This window comes from Afifella sp. YEN Y35 (assembly GCF_047553465.1).
GTDB lineage: Bacteria > Pseudomonadota > Alphaproteobacteria > Rhizobiales > Afifellaceae > Afifella > Afifella aestuarii.
Window position 1 is genome coordinate 738,545 of sequence record NZ_CP180203.1, and the last position, 19,158, is coordinate 757,702.

The window sequence follows — 19,158 nt, forward strand, 5'->3', positions numbered from 1 at the left end:
CGCGCATGGACGCCTCCTTGACTTACGCTACACTCAACCCACGCGGTCGATATGGCACGATAGCCCGGATATTAAGGCTTTTCAAACGAAGCTGTGCCTTGCGAGTCAGTTGCGAGCTCTCGTCAAGGCTGTCACAAGTCATGCAAAGGCCTGCGGCGTGGTTCGCCGAATCGGCTAATCTCACTTAATGGCCGTAACCAGCGATCCCATGGCAGACAGGCAGAGCACCGAGGCTGCAGAAGCCGGAGAGCGGCGCGACAGCATGATTCGTATTTTCCTCTTGTCGCTCGGACTTCTCGTCGTGGCAGGCTCTTACCTCTTCGTCCCGCCGGAATGGACCGATACCGTTGTGCTCGTGTGCCTCGGTATCCTTTCAACCGTCGGCGTCATGTGCCTGTTCATGGCGGCCGGGGGCCTCATCCGCTTCGTGCGCTCTCGGGTCGCCGACACGCGCGTGCCGGGTCTTCCCGAACAGCTGTTCGAGGCGATCGGCGAGGGTGCGCTGATCGCCGACAGCGCTGCGGGCGCCATCAAGGCCAACCGTGCCTATTATCGCCTCTATGGTGAGGAGAGCGGCGATCTGCGCTCCATCGAGCGGCTTTTCGCGGAAAGCCCCGATGCTTCGGAGGCGATCTATCGCCTTTCCGGAGCCGCCGAAAAAGGCCGTCGGGCGATGGAAGAGATCCGCATGCCGGGCGGGATCGGCGGGCAGTCCGGTTCGGCGCGCTGGTACCGGGTCAAGGTGAACCCGATTGCCGGGCGCCCGGAGCTCGCTTTGTGGCTCATCTCCGACATCACGCGCGAGCGGGAGCATCAAGAGAACATTTTTCAGGAACTGCAGAACGCGATCGATTATCTCGATCATGCTCCCGCAGGTTTCTTCTCGATGCAGCCGGACGGCCGCATCCGATATGTCAATGCCACCTTGGCGGAGTGGCTCGGCATCGATCTTGCGGATTTCGAGCCGGGGGCGGCAGAGATCGGCGATTTCGTCACGGCCGAGAGCCTGTCGGTTCTGGAGGCTTCGGGTCAGCGCGGCGAAACCGCGACGGAGCGGCTCGAAATCGACCTCGTTCGGGCGAACGGGACACGCAAACCCGTGCGTCTGCTGCACCGCGTGCCGGTTTCGGCCGACGGCACGGTGGGCGCCTCGCGCACGCTCGTTCTGGAAGTGGGGCTTGCCGACGGGGATGCCGGGCTTGCGGCCGAACGGCGGTTCACGCGCTTCTTCAACAACACGCCGATGGCGATCGCCTCCGTCGACCATAGCGGAGCGATCAATCTTTCGAATGCGCGGTTCCTGAAACTCTTCCGCAAGAGCGGTCCCGCCCGCATCGAGCTGACGAGCGTGGTGAAGGCCGCCGACCGCCCTGCGCTCAAGGCCGCCCTGCATGCGGCGATCAACGGTCAAAGCGATATTTCTCCGGTCGACGCGCAGTTTGAGAGCGACGAGGAAAGGAGTGCGCGCTTCTTCGTCAGCCCGATCGTCGAAGGCGAGCCCGGCGAGGACGCGGCGATCGTTTATGCGCTTGAGACGACCGAGCAGAGGGCGCTCGAGGCGCAGTTCGCGCAGAGCCAGAAGATGCAGGCGGTCGGACAGCTCGCCGGTGGCATCGCGCATGACTTCAACAATGTGCTGACCGCCATCATCGGCTTTTCCGACCTGCTTTTGTCGAACCATCGGCCGTCCGACCCGGCGTTCGAAGACATTATGAACATCAAGCAGAACGCCAATCGTGCCGCGGGTCTGGTGCGGCAGCTCTTGGCGTTCTCCCGCCGGCAGACGCTGCAGCCACGCGTCATTCGCCTCGAAGAAGTGTTGTCGGATCTCACCGTGCTGCTGGATCGCCTCCTCGGGGAGACCGTCGAGCTCAAGACGGATCACAAGAGTGGGCTGTGGCCCGTCAAGGCGGACCTCAACCAGCTGGAACAGGTGGTGGTCAATCTCGCCGTCAATGCGCGCGACGCCATGCCGAACGGCGGCATGCTCACGATCCGCGCCAGCAATCTGGAGGAGGCCGAGAGTCATCGCTTCCGCCAGGACGGATTCCGGCCCGCCGATTATGTGCTGATCGAGATCACCGACACCGGCACCGGCATGACGCCGGAGGTGATGGAAAAGATCTTCGAACCGTTCTTTTCGACGAAGGAGATCGGCAAGGGAACCGGCCTCGGCCTTTCCACGGTCTACGGCATCATCAAGCAGACGGACGGATTCATCTTCGTCGACAGCGAGCTTGGAAAAGGCACGACCTTTTCGCTGCTTCTCCCGCGCTATGTGGCGGAGCGGGAAGCGGAGGAGGAGGTGGCCTCGCCAAAGTCCGAGCCGACCGATCTCACCGGCAGCGCCACGATCCTCCTCGTCGAAGACGAAGAGGCCGTGCGCGCCTTCGCCTCTCGCGCGCTCGCCGCGCGCGGCTACGAGGTGCACGAGGCCGCGTCCGGACCGGAGGCGCTTCGCATCATGAAGGACATGGACGGCGCCATCGATCTCGTCGTGTCCGACGTCGTCATGCCCGAGATGGACGGGCCGACGCTCCTGAAAGAGCTGCGCAAGACCAATCCCGCCTTGAAGATCATCTTCGTCTCCGGATATGCCGAGGACGCTTTCGCACGGCATCTGCCCGAGAACGAGGACTTCCACTTCCTCCCGAAGCCGTTCTCGCTCAAGGATCTGGCGATCACGGTGAAGCGTGTCCTGCAGCCTTAACGGGCGGAAAGGTGCCGGGCGGAGGCCGTTCGATTGGATGGGGGCGGATAGGGTGAGCTGACGTTCTCCCTTGCCTGTTCATATGTTTTCGGCGAATCCGCCGGCCGAGAGGTGTGTCACATGCGTTTTCCCGAGCGTCTCCTTCAGGGCTATCAATCGTTCCGCGATGGCCGGCTGCCCATCGAGCAGCATCAATATGCCGAGCTCGCAGAGGTCGGGCAGAGCCCGGAGATCATGGTCATCGGCTGCTGCGATTCGCGGGTTTCGCCGGAAGTCATCTTCGATGCCCGGCCCGGCGAGCTTTTTGTGGTCCGCAATGTGGCCAATCTCGTGCCGCCTTACTCTCCGTCGGCTTCGCAGCACGGTGTTTCCTCGGCGATCGAATTCGCCGTCGAGGCTTTGAAGGTGAAGCACATCGTCGTTCTCGGACATGCCCGCTGCGGCGGCATCCGGGCTTTCGCCGACGATGAGGTGGGACCGCTTTCCCCCGGCGACTTCATCGGCAAGTGGATGTCTTTGATCGCACCGGCCGCCGAAGAGCTCGGCCCGCGCGATGCGGCGCCTCTCGACGACTACCTGCAGCGGCTCGAGCAGGTGTCGGCGGTGAAGACGCTCGACAATCTGATGACGTTTCCGTTCGTGCAACGGCGCGTGGAAGAGGGCTCGCTCCAACTCCATGCGGCCTATTTTGCGGTGGCGACCGGACTTTTGATGGTGCGGCGTCCAGACAGCGACGTCTTCGAGCCCGTAGGTGCCGCAGCGCCGGGAAAGTAGGCTTTCCGGCGCGCGTCTTTTGACCTGCCGAGAGGGGATCCGGCGGTGTTGACGCTATAGAACAAATAGAGTACGAAATTCTCTGAGGAGCGGGTGGTCATCCGCTGAACTTTAGAGGATAGTCCGATGGCGAATCCGTTGCGCGTAGTCGAAGGAGGCAAAGAATCCATGGATCGAACCAAGGCTCTGGACGCTGCTCTCAGCCAGATCGAGCGCTCCTTCGGCAAGGGGTCGATCATGCGGCTCGGCCAGGAGGGGCAGGTCGTCGAGGTTGCCACGATCCCGACCGGTTCGCTCGGACTTGATATCGCGCTCGGTGTCGGCGGTCTGCCGCGCGGGCGTGTGGTCGAGATCTACGGGCCGGAATCCTCGGGCAAGACGACGCTGGCGCTGCACACCGTGGCGCAGGCGCAGAAGAAGGGCGGTATCTGCGGCTTTATCGATGCCGAGCATGCACTCGACCCGATTTATGCGCGCAAACTCGGCGTCAAACTCGATGATCTCCTGATTTCGCAGCCGGATGCCGGCGAGCAGGCACTCGAAATTGCCGATACGCTGGTGCGGTCTGGCGCCATCGACGTGCTTGTCGTCGATTCGGTCGCGGCCCTTACGCCGCGCGCCGAGCTCGAAGGCGAGATGGGCGATTCGTTGCCCGGCATGCAGGCGCGGCTGATGAGCCAGGCGCTCAGAAAGCTGACGGCCTCGATCTCGCGCTCGCATACGATGGTCATCTTCATCAATCAGATCCGCATGAAGATCGGCGTCATGTTCGGCAGCCCGGAAACGACGACGGGCGGCAATGCCTTGAAGTTCTATTCCTCCGTGCGCCTCGATATTCGCCGGATCGGTGCCATCAAGGACCGCGACGAGGTCGTGGGCAACCAGACCCGGGTCAAGGTGGTGAAGAACAAGCTCGCGCCGCCATTCCGGGAGGTTGAGTTCGACATCATGTATGGCGAAGGCATTTCCCATACGGGCGAGCTGCTCGATCTCGGGGTGAAGGCCGGGATCGTCGAAAAGTCCGGATCCTGGTTCTCTTACGACAGCCAGCGTCTCGGTCAGGGCCGGGAAAACGCGAAGAACTTCCTGCGTGAAAACGAGGACGTCGCCAACGCCATTGAAAAGGCGATCCGCGAGAACGCCGGTCTCATTGCAGACGAGCTTCTGGATGGCCCGCGCCAGGAGGATGAGGGTGGCAAGGCAGCGAAGGCCTGAGGCAGGCTCGTCGTTTTATCCTCATCGCTTCGCCGAGATGGGCGAGCGGGCCCGGGATGAGTGAGCAATATTTGTGTTTCTGGAAAGCCCGCTTCTGGCGGGCTTTCTGGTATTTTGGGCTATTGCATCTTCGGTCTTTTTGTTTTCGCCCGTGTGGCTTTTCTGGTGAGGTCGGCAGGGGCGGACCGTCCGGAATGTCACGAGAGGTCGGGCGCGGCCGATGGACGCCGATGTTTGCGGCTGGTCGGCTTCTCACGGGACGAGAGCGGGCATTTGCGGCGGCGTCTCTGACTGACGCATGAGTTGCACGGCTTGCGGCGTTCCGATGTCGTTTGGCGCCGGGTCGAGCCATGTGGACAGTTCTCTGGCCCATCGCTAAAACCACCGCCTGCGGGCTTTCGGTGATCCGGTGACGGTGGTGACCCGACGACAGCCCGGAAATTCCATTACTTCGGTGCCGGCCGTAGATGTTCGGTGGCCATGAGGTCCAACCACAGGTGTTTCGCCAGATGATCGGCGTCAACGAGATCCGCTCTGCGTTCCTCGACTATTTTTCCAAGCACGACCACGAGATCGTCGCTTCCGGCCCGCTCGTGCCCCGCAACGACCCGACCTTGATGTTCACCAATGCGGGCATGGTCCCGTTCAAGGACTTCTTCACGGGGCGGGCGAAGGCTCCGTATCAGCGCGCAGTCACCTCGCAGAAATGCGTGCGGGCGGGCGGCAAGCACAACGATCTCGACAATGTCGGGTACACGGCGCGCCATCACACCTTTTTCGAGATGCTCGGGAATTTTTCCTTCGGGGATTATTTCAAGGAGCGCGCGATCGAGCTTGCCTGGAACCTCGTCACCAAGGAATTCGGGCTCGACCCGAAGCGGCTTCTCGTCACCGTCTATGCCGACGACGAAGAGGCGTTCTCGCTGTGGCGCAAGATTGCGGGTCTGCCTGAAGAAAAGGTCATCCGTATCGCGACCTCGGACAATTTCTGGCAGATGGGCGAGACGGGACCCTGCGGCCCCTGTTCGGAGATTTTCTACGATCACGGTGCCGAGATCCCCGGAGGGCCTCCGGGCTCGCCCGACGAGGATGGCGACCGCTTCATCGAAATCTGGAACCTCGTCTTCATGCAGTTCGAGCAGGTGGCGGGCGGAGAGCGCCACGACCTGCCGCGACCGTCGATCGATACGGGCATGGGGCTCGAGCGAATCGCGGCCGTTCTGCAGGGCGTGCACGACAATTACGATATCGACCTCTTCCGGCATCTGATCGAGGCCGTGGAAGGGGCGACGCGCGCCAAGGCGACGTTGGAGAACCGTGCGAGCCACCGCGTGATCGCCGATCATCTGCGGGCGACGAGCTTTTTGATCGCAGACGGTGTGCTGCCGTCGAACGATGGGCGGGGCTACGTGCTGCGCCGCATCATGCGGCGGGCGATGCGGCACGCGCATCTTCTCGGCGCCGAGGAGCCGGTGATCTATTCGCTGGTCCCGACCCTCATGCGCGAGATGGGGGGCGCCTATCCGGAGCTGATGCGCGCGGAGGCTCTCATCACCGAGACGATACGTCTGGAGGAGAGCCGTTTTCAGCGTACGCTGTCGCGCGGGCTGAGCCTTCTCGACGAGGCGGCGGGCTCGCTTCACAAAGGCGACATGCTCGACGGCGAGACCGCCTTCAAGCTCTATGACACCTATGGATTTCCGCTCGACCTGACGCAGGATGCGCTCAAGAACCGCGGCATCAGCGTCGATCTCACCGGCTTCAACGATGCGATGGAGCGCCAGCGTGCCGAGGCTCGGGCAAGCTGGGCCGGATCCGGCGAGGCTGCGACGGAAGAAGTCTGGATGGCGCTCAAGGAAGAGCATGGCGCCACCGAATTCCTCGGCTACGGCACGGAAACGGCGGAGGCCGTCACCCTTGGTTTCGTCAAGGAGGGTGAGCGCGTGTCCGAGCTCGATGCCGGCGATGCGGGCGCGGTGGTGGTCAACCAGACGCCGTTTTATGGCGAATCGGGCGGCCAGGTCGGCGACACCGGCGTCATTCGCAGTGAGGCGGGCGGCGTCTTTCGCGTGGAGGATACGCAGAAGAAGGCGGACGGGCTTTTTGTGCATTTCGGGCGGATGGAGGAGGGCAGGCTCTCCGTCGGCGACAATGTCCGCATGATCATCGAAGGCAAGCGCCGTACGACGATCCGCGCCAACCACTCGGCGACGCATCTTCTGCACAAGGCGCTGCGTGACACGCTCGGTCCGCATGTGGCTCAGAAGGGTTCTCTCGTGGCTCCTGACCGGCTGCGGTTCGATTTTTCGCATCCGAAACCGATGAGCGAGGAGGAGCTGCGGCTCGTCGAGGACCGTGCCAATGCCGTCATCTTGCAGGATGCGCCGGTGACGACGCGGCTGATGGATCGCGAAGCGGCGATTTCCGCCGGGGCCATGGCGCTCTTCGGCGAGAAATACGGCGATGAAGTGCGGGTCGTCTCCATGGGCACGGAAGTCGGCGAGAATGGCGGCGAGACGAAACCCTATTCGGTGGAGCTTTGCGGCGGCACGCATGTCGGCGCGACGGGCGAAATCGGCCTCGTAAAGGTGTTGAGTGAGGGGGCGGTTGCCGCGGGCGTGCGCCGCGTCGAGGCTCTGACGGGCGAGGCGGCACGCCGCTATCTCGCCGAGCAGGACAGGCGCGTGAAGGATCTCGCCGCTCGTCTCAAGGTGCGCCCGGAAGAGCTTGTCGAGCGTGTCGACGGTCTCATGGAAGAGCGCAGGCGGCTCGAACGCGAGCTCGCGGAAGCGAAGAAGCAGCTGGCCATGGGCGGCGGCAAGGCGGGCGCGGAGCCCGTCAGAGAAATCGGCTCGATCAAGCTGATGGCGCGCCTCGTCGAAGGCGTCGCGCTCAAGGATCTGCGCGGCATCGTCGATGAGGGCAAGCAGGCCGTCGGATCCGGCGTCGTCGCCATCGTGGGTGTCAACGACGGCAAAGCGGGTCTCGCCGTCGGCGTCACGAGCGATCTGACGGACAAGTTCAACGCCATCGACCTGGTGCGGCTCGGGTCTGAGGCCCTGGGCGGCAAAGGCGGTGGCGGGCGCCCGGATATGGCGCAGGCCGGTGGTCCGGATGCCGGCCAGGCCGAAGCCGCACTCGCGGCGATCACCGCGCGGGTCGAAGAACTCGCGGCATAGGCCTGTTTTGTTAAAAGGGCGGGCGCGGCGCCGTTGAAGATCGCCGCCCCGTCTTTCAGGCTGTTGCCGTCAGACTATTTGTGACGGCGGTTTTCGGCGATTTGCCGAAGACCTTCCTGGTCGACGATCGCCACCTTCTGGCGCCCGCTCTTGACGAAACCTGTCTCTTCCCAGGCGCTGAGGAGCCGGCTTACCGTGTGAAGCGTGGTGCCGGTCATCTCCGCAATATCCTGACGGGTGATCGGGAAATCGATTTCCACGCCGTCTTCGGTCGGGCGTCCGGCCTGTTCGGTGAGGCGCAGAAGCGCCTGCGCCACGCGCTGCTCGACCTGCTGGGTGGCCATTTCCACGACGCGGGCCTGAGTTTCCTGCAGGCGCGCGCCGACCGTGCGCGAGGCGTTGTCGGCAAAGGCCGGAAAACGCGCCGCAAAATCGGCCCAGAGATGGGTCGGCCAGGTCAGCACCACGCAATCGACGGCGGCCACGGCGCTGGCCGGATAGGATTTGCGGCCAATCGCCGGCGCGATGCCGAAGAGCTCTCCGTCGTTGATGTAGCGGGTGATCACCTGGTCGCCGCCGGGCGTGGTGCGGACCACGCGCACATGCCCGTTCAGGAGAAGATGGAAGGAATGCGCCTCTGCCTCCTGCTCGAAGATCGTCGTCTCGCGGGGATAGCGGGCGGAGCGAGCCGTTTTGAGGATGACGTCGAGATCATCCGGCTGCAGCCCTGCAAAGAGCGGCAGATCCTGGATGAGCGACCGATCGAGAGCGGGCAAACAGGTCTCCCTCGCAAACCGCGGAACGCAGTGCCGGTCTCCGTTCTAAACGGCTTGAGCGGCGGAGGAAAAGCGGTTCGCGAAGAAGTTCTGCGGCACCGGAAGACAATGCGGGGGCAGGCGAGGGGAACACCGCTCGTTTGACGGCCTCACGGCGTCGCGTGTCGGCGTCGTCCCCAGAGGATCGGTGCGTAGCGGAGCGCGAAGGCGAGAAAGGCGAGGCTCCAGACGAGGCCGCCGAGCGTGATGAGCGCGGCATAGAGGCCGATCGCGAAGGTCGCGGCGATTCGGAGGACGGCGCCTAGGCTGACGGCTCCATAGAGCGCCCGCGTCCAGCGGTCCGCGTGGATCGCGCGGCCCGTATGGCCGAGGCTTGCGCGCGTCATGATGGCGAGCGTCATGGTGCCGATCGCGCCGGCCGTCAAAGCATGAATGGCGGCGCTCTGCGTGATCAGCGTCGGTGCAAGAATGGAGCCGCCGACGAGGACGAGCGAGATAGCGAGCCAGAGATAGCCGAGATGCAAGACGAAGACGATTGGCTCGCCGAAGGTGGCGTGTCCGCGCCAGCGCGACAGGCGCAGACCGAGAAGGAGGCCTGCCGCCAGCCAGAGGATGCCGGTCACGGGGGCATAGGGGAAGACGACCCAGGCGGGGATGGCGGCGAGCGTTGCGAGGAGGGCGATCTTGTCGATCCGGCCGAAAGGCGCGGGCAGATTTTTGTCGCCATTCTTCACGAGCCAGTTGCGGGTGAAGCTCGGGGTTACGCGACCGCCGATGAGGGCGATGAGAAGTGCGATTAGGCCGAGAGCGAGACGCACGGCGTAGCCGGAGGAGAGGAACCCTGCGGCCTCTGCATGGAAAAGCGCGTTGGCGAGCGCGAACACGGAAAGAATGACGGCGACCGGCATGTTCTTCCAGTTCTTGCCGGCAACGACTTCGCGGACGATGGCAAATGCGAGTGCCAGGGGAAAGGCGAGGTCGAGCGCAAACGCGAGCGCAGGCATGGCCACGAAGGCTGAGGCGACGCGCCCGAGAAGCCAAAGCGCAACGAGGCCGAGCAACGGTTTTCCGCTCAAAGGGAGGCGGCCCGTCCAGTTGGGCACGGCCGTCAGAATGAAGCCGGCGATGATGGCTCCGACATAGCCGAAGATCATCTCGTGCTCGTGCCACGAGAGCGCGTCGAACGGGCCCATGGGGCTCCCGCCTGCAAAATACATCCACAGCCAGAACGGAATGGCGAGGCCAGCGAAGAGTGTGCCGGCGAAAAAGAAGGGCCGGAAGCCGTAAGACAGGATGGGGGCGACGTCGAGACTGCGGCCACGCGTGTCTTTGTTGCTGACGCCCTCCGCCCGCTCGCGCCGCGGAACGGAACGGTCGATGAGGGTGGCGTTAATCCTGTCGGTGATCGGGCACATGATCGTCTCTCGCTTGCTTGCGCCAAGAGTAGCGGGAGCGGACAGAACGTCTTTGCGCTTCGGCAAATTGCGGAAGGGGAGGTCGGATCGGACAGGGAGCACTCACGACGACCTCTCGCCGCTCTCTCAGTTCGTGGCGCTGAGGTTTCCTTCGGCGGGAGCCGCCTGACGCTCCAGATAGGTTCGGGGCGGCGTGCCGAGAACGCGCTTGAACATCGTCGTGAAGGCGGCTGGATTGTCATAGCCGAGATCGATCGCGACGGCCGTCACGGCCTCGCCGGCGGCCAACCGCGGCAAGGCCGCCATCAGACAGGCCTGCTGGCGCCAGGCGACGAAACTCAAGCTCGTCTCACGGCGAAAAAGGCGGGTGAAGCTCCGCCGCGACAGGCTGAGAGCTTCGCTCCATTCATCGATCGTGCTGTGCGGCGTCGGATGAAGCAGGAAGGCGCGGCAGAGCCGCAGCAAAGGGTCGGTCTTGGGCAGGGGGAGCGACAGCGGCAAGGCCGGCAGGCGGTGCATTTCGTGTTCGACGAGCCGCATGAGCGCGGCGTCCCGCTCGTCGAGCTCGCCGTGCCGCGGCAGGGCCACCGCTTCGGCGAGGAGGTTGCGCATGAGAGGCGAGATGCCGACGACCTGACAGCGGGCCGGCATCGCTTCGGCGGCCTCGGGGAGGAGATAGAGGCTCTGGATCTTCACTCGACCCAGCATGTGAACCTCATGGATCACCTGAGGCGGGATCCACATGCCGCGCTCGGGCGGCATCACCCAGGCTCCGTCGCGGGTGACCATCATCACGACGCCGGTCGAGCCGTAGAGGAGCTGGCCTCTGCGATGATTGTGCGGCGCGATGATCTGGCCGTCCCGATACTCGGTGCCGAGAGCGATCACGCGGCGCGGAATGTCATCCGCGAAAGGGAGAAGGGGAGGATTTTTCAAGATCGTGGCCCAGTCTCGTAGGACAATGACCCTAATGCGGTGGCGGGCCGCCGTCGATGGGGCTTGCTAGGCGGTCTCCCCAAAAGCCGGCAGTCGCCGGCTGAAATCCGCACAGGCTCGAAAGGCCCCTTGAATGACCTCCGTCACTGCCTCCCGTTCCGGTTCCGGCGGTACCGCCTTTGCGGTGCTGGGCGCGGCGAGCTTCTGCCATCTTCTCAACGACATGATGCAGTCGCTGGTGATTGCGGCCTATCCAATCTTCAAGTCGGAGTTCGACTTGAGCTTTGCGCAGCTCGGCCTTTTGACGCTCACCTATCAGGCGACCGCGTCGATGCTGCAGCCACTCGTCGGTCTCTATACCGATCGCCGGCCGCAGCCTTATTCGCTACCTGTCGGGATGAGCTCCACGTTGTGCGGCCTCCTCGCGCTCGCCTTCGCGTCGAGCTATCCGGGCCTTCTTGTCGGCAGCGCGCTTCTCGGCATCGGTTCCTCGATCTTTCATCCGGAATCGTCGCGTCTGGCACGTCTCGCCTCCGGCGGCGCGCACGGGCTCGCACAGTCGATCTTCCAGGTCGGCGGCAATGCCGGCGCCTCGCTCGGTCCCATCGTCGTCGCGTTTTTCGTTCTTCCGCGCGGGCAGGAGAGCATCGCCTGGTTTGCGCTCGTGGCGCTGTGCGGGATCATCGTGCTGACGCGGCTCGGCGGCTGGTACAAGCGTCATGCCGAGCGCCGACCGGTGGCGCGGCGGGGCAGTGGCGAAGAGAGCGGGCTCGGCCGTCGCGAGATCGCGCGTGCGCTGGCACTCCTCTTCGGTCTGATCCTCTCGAAATATTTCTATCTCGCGAGCTTCACGAGCTATTACGTCTTCTACCTGATGCATCGCTTCGGGTTGCCGCAGGGCGAGGCGCAGCTCTACCTGTTCGTGTTCCTCGCGTCTGTGGCGGCGGGCACGTTGATCGGCGGGCCGGTGGGCGACCGCATCGGGCGCAAGGCGGTGATCTGGACATCGATCGCCGGCGTTCTGCCCTTCACGCTCGTTCTGCCCTATGTCGGGCTTCCCGCCACCGCCGTCCTCAGCGTTCTGATCGGCCTCATTCTCTCGTCGGCCTTCTCCGCGATCGTCGTCTATGCGCAGGAATTGATGCCCGGGCGTGTCGGGATGGTCTCCGGCCTCTTCTTCGGCCTCGCCTTCGGCCTGGGCGGGATCGGGGCCGCGCTGGTGGGGGCTCTCGCCGATTGGACGAGCATCGAGTTCGTCTACAAGATCTGCGCTTTTCTGCCGGCGATGGGCTTTCTTGCAGCCTTCCTGCCGGATGCGGAAGGACGGCGCCGGGCGCGTCTGGAAGCCCGCCTCTCGTCCAACGCGTCAGAGCGCTGACGAGCCCCCAAAGAAAAAGGGCGGCTCGCCGCCGCCCTTCAACCTGTCAGAAAGACTGGGCTGTCAGCCCATGGCCTTCTGCAAATTGGCGTCGATCTTGTCGAGGAAGCCGGTCGTCGAGAGCCACGGCTGGTCGGGGCCGACGAGCAGGGCAAGGTCCTTCGTCATGGCGCCCGATTCGATGGTGTTGACCACCGTCCGTTCGAGCGTGTCGGCGAAGTGCTTCAGCTCCTTGTTGTCGTCGAGCTTGGCGCGGTGCGCGAGACCGCGGCTCCAGGCGAAGATCGAAGCCGTCGAATTGGTCGAGGTCTCGCGGCCCTGCTGATGCAGGCGGAAGTGCCGGGTGACGGTGCCGTGTGCGGCCTCCGCTTCGACCGTGTTGCCATCCGGCGTCATCAGCACAGAGGTCATCAGGCCGAGGGAGCCGAAGCCCTGCGCGACGGTGTCGGACTGCACGTCGCCGTCGTAGTTCTTTGCCGCCCAGACGAAGCCACCGGACCATTTCAGCGCCGCCGCGACCATGTCGTCGATCAGCCGGTGCTCGTAGGTGATCTGGCGCGCCTCGTACTTCTCCTTGAACTCGGCCTCGTAGGTTTCCTGGAAGAGGTCCTTGAAGCGGCCGTCATAGGCCTTGAGGATCGTGTTTTTGGTCGAAAGATAGACCGAGTAGCCGCGCATCAGACCGTAATTGAGGGAGGCGCGGGCAAAATCGCGGATCGATTCGTCGAGGTTGTACATGCCCATGGCGACGCCGCCGCCGGGGAAATCGAACACCTCGTATTCCTGCGAATCGGACCCGTCTTTGGCTTCCCAGCGCATCGTCAGCTTGCCGGCGCCCGGGACGACGAAATCCGTCGCCTTGTACTGGTCGCCGAAAGCGTGGCGGCCGATGACGATCGGCTTCGTCCAGCCCGGGACGAGCCGCGGGACGTTCGAGCAGATGATCGGCTCACGGAAGACGACGCCGCCCAGAATGTTGCGAATCGTGCCGTTCGGGGAACGCCACATTTTCTTGAGGCCGAATTCTTCGACACGGGCTTCGTCCGGCGTGATCGTGGCGCATTTGACGCCAACCCCGACCTTCTTGATCGCCTCGGCCGCATCCACCGTCACCTGATCCTCGGTGGCATCACGGTTCTCGATACCGAGATCGTAGTACTGGAGATCGAGGTCGAGATAGGGGTGGATGAGCTTGTCCTTGATGTAGTGCCAGATGATCCGTGTCATCTCGTCGCCGTCGAGTTCGACGACGGGGTTCTCCACCTTGATCTTCGCCATGGATTTTCCTGTCTGCGTTGCTCGGTGCTGTGCGAGGGGCCGGAGCGGCTTTTCCGCACATTCAGATCAACGGGCGTATAGCAAACGCCCTTCGCCGCGCAAACACGGCGAAGGGCGAGAAATCGATTCTCTCATGAGGCTCGTCGCGAGCCTGCCCCGTTCAGGTCATACGAGACCCGCAAGAGAGAGGATGATGATGACGATGGCGATCAGTCCAACGAGGTAGACAATATTGCGCATGGCGGGTGGCTCCGTGGCTGTTGAGGCTTATAAGCGCTGTTGCGTCGAAGGTGCCGCTCAGGCGAGGCCGAGCAGCGACAGAACCGCCACGACGACGACGATCAGACCAACGATATAGATAATGCTTCGCATCATGCCCTCTCTCAGTGTGCGTTCAATTCAGCTTTGCGGTGACAATTCCTGCTTTGCGACATGGTTCCGCGGATTTCTTGGCCCATTGGGTCAAAGGAGGGGCGCGTGAGCGGCGAAAGCGGGGCAAAAATCACCCAAGTCCCTGGGCCTGCGATCATCCTCGTCGAGCCGCAGCTTGGTGAGAATATCGGCATGGTGGCCCGGGCGATGGCGAATTTCGGCCTGTCCGATCTGCGCCTCGTTGCGCCACGCGACGGCTGGCCGAACGAAAAGGCGCGCGCCGCGGCAAGCCGGGCCGATCATGTGATCGAGGCGGTCCGGGTCTATGACAATGTCGCGGATGCGGTCGCAGAGCTTCGCTTCGTGCTCGCGACCACAGCCCGCACGCGCGAGATTCCGAAAGAGGTTCTGGGTCCGCGCGAGGCGGCGGCCGCCTTGCGCGAACACGAAAGCCTCGGTCAGGAGACCGGCCTCCTGTTCGGTCGCGAGCGCTGGGGGCTCGTCAACGAAGAGATCGCCTATGCCGACAAGATCGTGACGTTTCCCGTCAATCCGAGTTTCGCTTCCCTCAATCTGGCGCAATCCGTGCTTCTGATGAGCTACGAATGGCTGCAATCCGGCCTCGGCGAGGGCGAGCTTCCGACGCGTGCGGGGCTTCCGGAGCTCGATGAGATGCCGGCGCCGAAAGCGGAGCTGGTCGGTTTGATGGAGCATCTGGAGAGCGCGCTCGAGCCGACAGGCTATTATCGCACCGAAGAAAAGCGCCCTGTGATGGTCCGCAATCTGCGCGCCATGCTGCAGAGGCCAGGGTTCACGACCACCGAAATCCGTGCGTTGCGCGGCGTGGTGGCCGCGCTCGAGGGCCGCAAAACCAAGCGCGATATCGCGAGAGCGGCCGGCGAAGAGGATGAGTGACGAGAATGCATGACGCCGGCCCGGTGCTGGTGTTCGATTCCGGCCTCGGCGGACTTTCCGTCGTTCGGGCGATCAGCCAACAAATACCTCGCATCCGTCTCGTCTATGTGGCCGACGATGCAGCCTTTCCCTACGGGGATTGGGAAGACGACCAGCTGCGCACGCATATCGTCGAGCTGATGGGGCGCCTCATCGCCCAGTATCGCCCGACGGCGGTCGTCATTGCCTGCAATACGGCGTCGACGCTCGTTCTGCCGGCGCTGCGGGCCCGATACGACATTCCGTTCGTCGGTACGGTCCCGGCGATCAAGCCGGCCGCCGAACAGACCAAGACCGGGATCATCGCGGTGCTTGCGACGCCCGGCACGATGCGGCGCGATTATACGCGTGACCTCATCCGAAAATTCGCCTCGCTCGTTCATGTGCGGCTCGTCGGTGCGCCGTTGCTGGCGGCTTTCGCCGAAGCGCGGATGCGGGGCGAAGGGATCGACGAGCGGGCGCTCGCAGAGCAGATCGAACCATGCTTCGTGGAGCTCGAGGGGAGGCGCACCGATATGGTCGTCCTCGCCTGCACGCATTATCCGTTCCTGGCCGATCTTTTCGATCGGCATGCGCCATGGGCGGTGTGTTTCATCGATCCCGCACCGGCCATTGCGCGTCGGCTGGCGAGTGTTCTGGAAGGCCGCCGGGTGGATAGCGGGCCGGGGAGTGCCGCATTTACGAGCGGCCGGCCAGTACCGGCGCCGGTGTTAGAGATCCTGCGGCAGTATCGATTGGCTCCAGCTTAAGTCTGGGCGGCATTTTTCGCCGGCACGCCCGCAGGGAGACGGACGCGCCGGCGATGCCGATTGCTCGGCTTCAAAAGGGGATTATTCGGCTTTGAGGAAATCGCCGACGTCCAGGAGCACGAATTCGTTGTCGTCGGCCTTGTTCAGGGATCGGCCCGCCGAGAAGGGCAGGTTGTTGTCGTTGCCGACGATGATATGCGTCGGGTCGACCACATCCACATTCTCGATCGTCACGAAAGGCATGTCGTAAAAGCCTTTGCCGCCGCCCTGCACCTTCTTGCCGTCGGTGTCATCGATCTTGAGAAGGTCGATGTAGCCGATCTTGCGGACAGGCCCGCCTTCCATCTCGTCGGTCATCTCGATCTTGTAGATGCGCTTCAGCCTGGCCGGATTGGCGAAGCAGTCGGTTGCCGTCGACTTCGGGTCGTCACAAGCCTCGTCGGATGAGCCGGCGCCGTTGTCGCGCTCGATGACGAGGCCGTGCGTGTCGTCGATCATGTTGAAGTCGCCGATCGCCTCGCCGCCCTCGGCCAGCGGATAGAGCCAGGAGCGGCCGGTCCATTCGCCCTTCGCCACATCGAATTCGATGATGCGCAATGCCGGATGGCCGTCGACCTTTTCGACTTCGCCGTCGACATAGACCGGACCTTCCAGCAGACCGTAGAGCTTCGACTTGTCGGGCGAGGAGGCGAGACCTTCGTAACCGCCGGAGCGCTTCAGATTGAAGGCCGGCATTTCGGTCGCCGGATTGCCAGGCAGGCGCAGGAAGGGATTGTCCGGCGAGGTGACCGGTTTGTCGCCGATTTTCGTCTCGACGAGCGTCTCGAGTTCTCCGTCCGTGTTGAATTTGAGGAGATAGGGGCCGAACTCCTCGCCGATCCAAAAGCCGTTTTCGACCGGCTGGATCGATTCGACGTCGAAATCGGCACCGGTCAGATAGCGGGTTTCCGTGCCCTCGTTGACGATCGGGAAGGGCGCCACCCCGTTCGGGTCGGACAGGAAGACGGTGTCGAGCCGGTTCACCTTGTTCGCGTCCCAGTCGAACGACAGATGATGGATCATCAAGGCCGCATCGGCCGAATTGATCTTGGAGCCGAAACCGTTGTCGGAGAGCGACCAGAAGGTGCCGTCGTCCATTTTCTTGATGCCGGAAAAACCCTGGATCGGCTGGCCGTCGAACGGCATGTCGAGGCCGGTCGGTCGCGTGCCGTCCTTGCCCGCGACCTTTGTGTCGCCGGCGCGATGGAAATCGGAGGAGGTGAACTTTGCGGAGGTGGCGAGGCTCGCCGGAGCGTCCTTCGGCGGCTCGACGAAAGTGGCTGCCGGCAGCACGGCATGCGCTTCGAGCTTCGCCGGGAACGCCTTCTCCTGCGCGTTCGCGTCGCTCAGAAGGGCGGCGGACGCGGTTGCCGCCAGAAGGAATGTGCGCATCATCAATGGGGCCTCTCAGTTCGGGTGCGCCTGGGCGCGCCAGGCTCTTCCATGAAGACGGCTTTCGTTGCAGGCCGTTGACGGGCGGATGAAGCGACGATGAAGGGCCCAGGAAGGCTCGCCGCCGCGGTTGGTGTTTGACAGCAGGCGATAAAACCCATAAGTGAGCCGCGGCTCGGCGCTTTCAGCGCGCGGGGCCCGCACCCGTGGGGTCACTTCCGCCAACTCTTGTTCGGATCGGAATTTCGGCGAGCGCTTCGCCGAGCCCCTGTCAGTCGTTTGTCCGCATGTGCGGCACGGGCGGCAGAGGAGGGCGCGTTTCGAAACGCGAAACGGTAAGGATATCAGCGTTATGAGCAAGCGCCAGAGCGCCAAGTACAAACTTGATCGCCGCATGGGCGAAAATATCTGGGGTCGCCCGAAGAGCCCAGTCAACAAGCGTGAGTACGGCCCGGGCCAGCACGGCCAGCGCCGCAAGTCGAAGCTTTCGGACTTCGGTGTGCAGCTGCGCGCCAAGCAGAAGCTGAAGGGCTATTACGGCGAGATCCGTGAAAAGCAGTTCCGCAAGATTTACGACGAGGCCGCGCGCCTGAAGGGCGACACCTCGGAGAAGCTGATCGGCCTTCTGGAGAGCCGTCTCGACGCGATCGTCTACCGCGCGAAGTTCGTGGCGACGGTCTTTGCGGCGCGCCAGTTCGTCAATCACGGCCATGTCCGCGTCAACGGCCAGAAGGTCAACATCCCGAGCTATCGCTGCAAGCCGGGCGACGTGATCGAAGTGCGCGAGCGCTCCAAGCAGATCGCTGTCGTGCTCGAGGCGACCGATCTCGCCGAGCGTGACGTGCCGGATTACATCGATGCCGACCACAACAAGATGACGGCCACCTTCACCCGCGTGCCGGCCTTCTCCGAAGTGCCGTATCCGGTGACGATGGAGCCGAACCTCGTGGTCGAGTTCTATTCACGCCAGTAAACGGTTGCGATCACAAAGCTTTTCAAGGGCCGCCTTTGGGCGGCCCTTTTTGTATCCATGGGCTTGAGCGAGGGGTCGGCTTCGGTGAAGGTGCGGCGATGACCGACGTTCTGGACGATATTGGCGACGTGCTGGATGGGGCTGCGCCTCAGCCCGAGCCCGAGGAGGCTTCGGAAGCGACACATCCGCTGTTCCGCAATGCGCCGGGCAGCGTCGCCTTCAAGAAGCTGCGCAAAAGGCTCCTGCGCGAAGTGCGCGAGACGCTCTCGACCTACGGGATGGTCGAAGAGGGCGCCCGGTGGCTCGTCTGCGTGTCCGGCGGCAAGGATTCGCACGCGCTCCTTGCCGTGCTTCTCGACCTCAAATGGCGCGGGCTTTTGCCGGTCGATCTGCTCGCCTGCAATCTCGATCAGGCCCAGCCGGGTTTCCCAGCCGGGATCCTGCCCGACTATTTCGAGCGACACGGCATTCCCTACAGGATCGAGCGGCGCGACACCTATTCGGTGGTGACGGAGAAGATCGCGCCGGGGCAGACCATGTGCGCGCTGTGCTCACGCCTCAGGCGCGGTCATCTTTACCGGATCGCGCGCGAGGAAGGCTGTCAGGCCGTCGTTCTCGGCCATCACCGGGAAGACGCGCTCGAAACCTTCGTCATGAACATGCTGAACGGCGGCCGGCTTTCCTCGATGCCACCGAAGCTCAAGAACGACGCGGGCGATCTCCTGGTGCTGAGGCCGCTCATTCGCTCGGCCGAGGCGGATCTGGAGCGTTTCGCTGCGGGCCTCGAAGCGCCGATCATCCCGTGCAATCTCTGCGGATCGCAGGACGGGCTGGAGCGCCAGCGGGTGAAAGACATCCTGGCAGAATGGGAGCGCGAGCGGCCCGGCACCAAGGCGAACATGCTGCGAGCCCTCGCGCATCTGCGTCCCTCGCATCTGCACGATCCAACCCGCTTCGATTTCGCCGCTTTGTAAGTGAGGGGCGCTTCTTGCGCTCAGGCTATTGCGCGCTCGGTTCT

At 63.6% G+C, this 19,158-nt stretch carries 14 protein-coding genes; 9 read left to right on the forward strand and 5 right to left on the reverse strand.

Annotated elements, in window-relative coordinates:
• The first annotated feature begins 208 nt into the window (after positions 1–208).
• The 4 genes from cckA to alaS all read left to right on the forward strand — a co-directional run bounded on the left by cckA (position 209) and on the right by alaS (position 7,878).
• Positions 209–2,710: a cell cycle histidine kinase CckA gene (gene cckA / locus ACK8CP_RS03530; RefSeq protein ID WP_414833365.1), complete on the forward strand. Its 2,502-nt coding sequence runs from the start codon at positions 209–211 to the stop codon at positions 2,708–2,710.
• Positions 2,711–2,830: 120 nt separating this feature from the next.
• Entirely contained in the window at positions 2,831–3,484 is a 654-nt protein-coding gene (locus ACK8CP_RS03535; RefSeq protein WP_234628330.1) for a carbonic anhydrase, read from the forward strand.
• 126 nt (positions 3,485–3,610) lie between these two features.
• Positions 3,611–4,699, forward strand: coding sequence for a recombinase RecA (recA, locus tag ACK8CP_RS03540; protein ID WP_128291660.1), 1,089 nt, complete (start codon positions 3,611–3,613; stop codon positions 4,697–4,699).
• Between the two features lie 509 nt (positions 4,700–5,208).
• A complete protein-coding gene (gene alaS, locus ACK8CP_RS03545; RefSeq protein ID WP_414834182.1) occupies positions 5,209–7,878 on the forward strand; it encodes an alanine--tRNA ligase in 2,670 nt (889 codons plus the stop codon).
• Between the two features lie 74 nt (positions 7,879–7,952).
• On the opposite strand, the gene ACK8CP_RS03550 is transcribed toward alaS, so the two are convergent.
• The 3 genes from ACK8CP_RS03550 to ACK8CP_RS03560 all read right to left on the reverse strand — a co-directional run bounded on the left by ACK8CP_RS03550 (position 7,953) and on the right by ACK8CP_RS03560 (position 11,005).
• Entirely contained in the window at positions 7,953–8,654 is a 702-nt protein-coding gene (locus ACK8CP_RS03550; protein ID WP_414833366.1) for a Crp/Fnr family transcriptional regulator, read from the reverse strand.
• A 149-nt stretch (positions 8,655–8,803) separates the two neighbouring features.
• A complete protein-coding gene (locus ACK8CP_RS03555; protein WP_414833367.1) occupies positions 8,804–10,069 on the reverse strand; it encodes an NnrS family protein in 1,266 nt (421 codons plus the stop codon).
• Positions 10,070–10,195: 126 nt separating this feature from the next.
• Positions 10,196–11,005, reverse strand: a complete 810-nt coding sequence (locus ACK8CP_RS03560) for an AraC family transcriptional regulator (RefSeq protein ID WP_414833368.1) — start codon at positions 11,003–11,005, stop codon at positions 10,196–10,198.
• A 133-nt stretch (positions 11,006–11,138) separates the two neighbouring features.
• Between ACK8CP_RS03560 and ACK8CP_RS03565 the strand changes: the two genes are divergently transcribed.
• Complete coding sequence (locus ACK8CP_RS03565; RefSeq protein WP_414833369.1) at positions 11,139–12,383, forward strand: MFS transporter; 1,245 nt, start codon at positions 11,139–11,141, stop codon at positions 12,381–12,383.
• A gap of 63 nt (positions 12,384–12,446) precedes the next feature.
• Here the strand turns inward: ACK8CP_RS03565 and ACK8CP_RS03570 are convergent, their stop codons facing one another.
• Positions 12,447–13,661 (reverse strand): NADP-dependent isocitrate dehydrogenase, encoded by a 1,215-nt coding sequence (locus tag ACK8CP_RS03570; RefSeq protein ID WP_234628325.1) that lies wholly within the window; start codon positions 13,659–13,661, stop codon positions 12,447–12,449.
• Positions 13,662–14,138: 477 nt separating this feature from the next.
• Here ACK8CP_RS03570 and ACK8CP_RS03575 point away from each other — a divergent pair, with 477 nt between their 5' ends.
• A complete protein-coding gene (locus tag ACK8CP_RS03575) occupies positions 14,139–14,948 on the forward strand; it encodes an RNA methyltransferase (protein WP_370642315.1) in 810 nt (269 codons plus the stop codon).
• Between the two features lie 5 nt (positions 14,949–14,953).
• Complete coding sequence (gene murI, locus ACK8CP_RS03580) at positions 14,954–15,736, forward strand: glutamate racemase (RefSeq protein ID WP_414833370.1); 783 nt, start codon at positions 14,954–14,956, stop codon at positions 15,734–15,736.
• Between the two features lie 81 nt (positions 15,737–15,817).
• Here the strand turns inward: murI and ACK8CP_RS03585 are convergent, their stop codons facing one another.
• Positions 15,818–17,167: an esterase-like activity of phytase family protein gene (locus ACK8CP_RS03585; RefSeq protein ID WP_414834183.1), complete on the reverse strand. Its 1,350-nt coding sequence runs from the start codon at positions 17,165–17,167 to the stop codon at positions 15,818–15,820.
• Between the two features lie 352 nt (positions 17,168–17,519).
• On the opposite strand from ACK8CP_RS03585, the gene rpsD reads away from it, so the two are divergent.
• Both rpsD and ttcA read left to right on the forward strand, forming a co-directional pair.
• Positions 17,520–18,140, forward strand: a complete 621-nt coding sequence (gene rpsD, locus ACK8CP_RS03590) for a 30S ribosomal protein S4 (protein WP_092816678.1) — start codon at positions 17,520–17,522, stop codon at positions 18,138–18,140.
• A gap of 98 nt (positions 18,141–18,238) precedes the next feature.
• Positions 18,239–19,114, forward strand: coding sequence for a tRNA 2-thiocytidine(32) synthetase TtcA (ttcA, locus tag ACK8CP_RS03595; protein WP_414833371.1), 876 nt, complete (start codon positions 18,239–18,241; stop codon positions 19,112–19,114).
• Positions 19,115–19,158: the final 44 nt, after the last annotated feature.

Bases quoted from the DNA above. Each gene is read 5' to 3' on its own strand.
- cckA (WP_414833365.1), top strand. From the start codon at position 209: ATGGCAGACAGGCAGAGCACCGAGGCTGCAGAAGCCGGAGAGCGGCGC.
- rpsD (WP_092816678.1), top strand. From the start codon at position 17,520: ATGAGCAAGCGCCAGAGCGCCAAGTACAAACTTGATCGCCGCATGGGC.
- ACK8CP_RS03565 (WP_414833369.1), top strand. From the start codon at position 11,139: ATGACCTCCGTCACTGCCTCCCGTTCCGGTTCCGGCGGTACCGCCTTT.
- ACK8CP_RS03555 (WP_414833367.1), bottom strand. From the start codon at position 10,069: ATGTGCCCGATCACCGACAGGATTAACGCCACCCTCATCGACCGTTCC.
- ACK8CP_RS03570 (WP_234628325.1), bottom strand. From the start codon at position 13,661: ATGGCGAAGATCAAGGTGGAGAACCCCGTCGTCGAACTCGACGGCGAC.
- ACK8CP_RS03585 (WP_414834183.1), bottom strand. From the start codon at position 17,167: ATGCGCACATTCCTTCTGGCGGCAACCGCGTCCGCCGCCCTTCTGAGC.
- ttcA (WP_414833371.1), top strand. From the start codon at position 18,239: ATGACCGACGTTCTGGACGATATTGGCGACGTGCTGGATGGGGCTGCG.
- murI (WP_414833370.1), top strand. From the start codon at position 14,954: ATGCATGACGCCGGCCCGGTGCTGGTGTTCGATTCCGGCCTCGGCGGA.
- recA (WP_128291660.1), top strand. From the start codon at position 3,611: ATGGCGAATCCGTTGCGCGTAGTCGAAGGAGGCAAAGAATCCATGGAT.
- ACK8CP_RS03535 (WP_234628330.1), top strand. From the start codon at position 2,831: ATGCGTTTTCCCGAGCGTCTCCTTCAGGGCTATCAATCGTTCCGCGAT.
- alaS (WP_414834182.1), top strand. From the start codon at position 5,209: ATGATCGGCGTCAACGAGATCCGCTCTGCGTTCCTCGACTATTTTTCC.